Source organism: Aminobacter sp. P4_D5, assembly GCF_056401815.1.
The window spans coordinates 1-543 of sequence record NZ_JBFUIP010001270.1; the positions used below are offsets into that span (position 1 = coordinate 1).

The 543-nt window shown below is 67.7% G+C and carries 1 protein-coding gene; it reads right to left on the reverse strand.

Annotated elements, in window-relative coordinates; translation table 11 throughout:
• Positions 1–543 (reverse strand): LLM class flavin-dependent oxidoreductase (locus AC1DWF_RS37880; protein ID WP_476843548.1); only part of this gene is annotated, 543 nt, incomplete at both ends.

A 543-nucleotide genomic window follows, 5' to 3' on the forward strand; every position in this document is an offset into this window, starting at 1 on the left:
GCCCCGCGGCGAGGTCGTGATAGGCGACGAAGACCATCTCAGCCCAGCGCGCCGAGAAGGCCTTGCCGCGGCCGCTGCTGCCGGCCTGGATCAGCACCGGCCGCCCCTGCGGGCTCCGCGGCACGGTGAAGGTTCCGTGGCTCTGCAGGTAGCTTCCCTGGAAATTCAGCCTATGCACCTTGTGGCCGTCGCCGAAGCGGCCCGTGGCCTTGTCGACGATGAGTGCGTCGTCCTCCCAGGCGTCCCAATGGGACAGCACCACCTCSACGAATTCGTCGGCGCGGTCGTAGCGCGCGTCATGCGCCATCGTCTCGGCATGGCCCATGTTCGCCGCCTCGCCGTCGTTCAGCGAGGTGACGACATTCCAGGCCGCGCGCCCGTTGCTCATGAGGTCCAGGGTCTGGAAGACGCGGGCGACGTGGAAGGGCTCGAAATAGGTGGTGGAGGCGGTCGAGCCCAAGCCGAGCCGGTTCGTCACGGCCGCCATCATGGTGAGAGTCACCACCGGGTCCATCTTCACGCAGCGGATGCCGTGCTCGATGG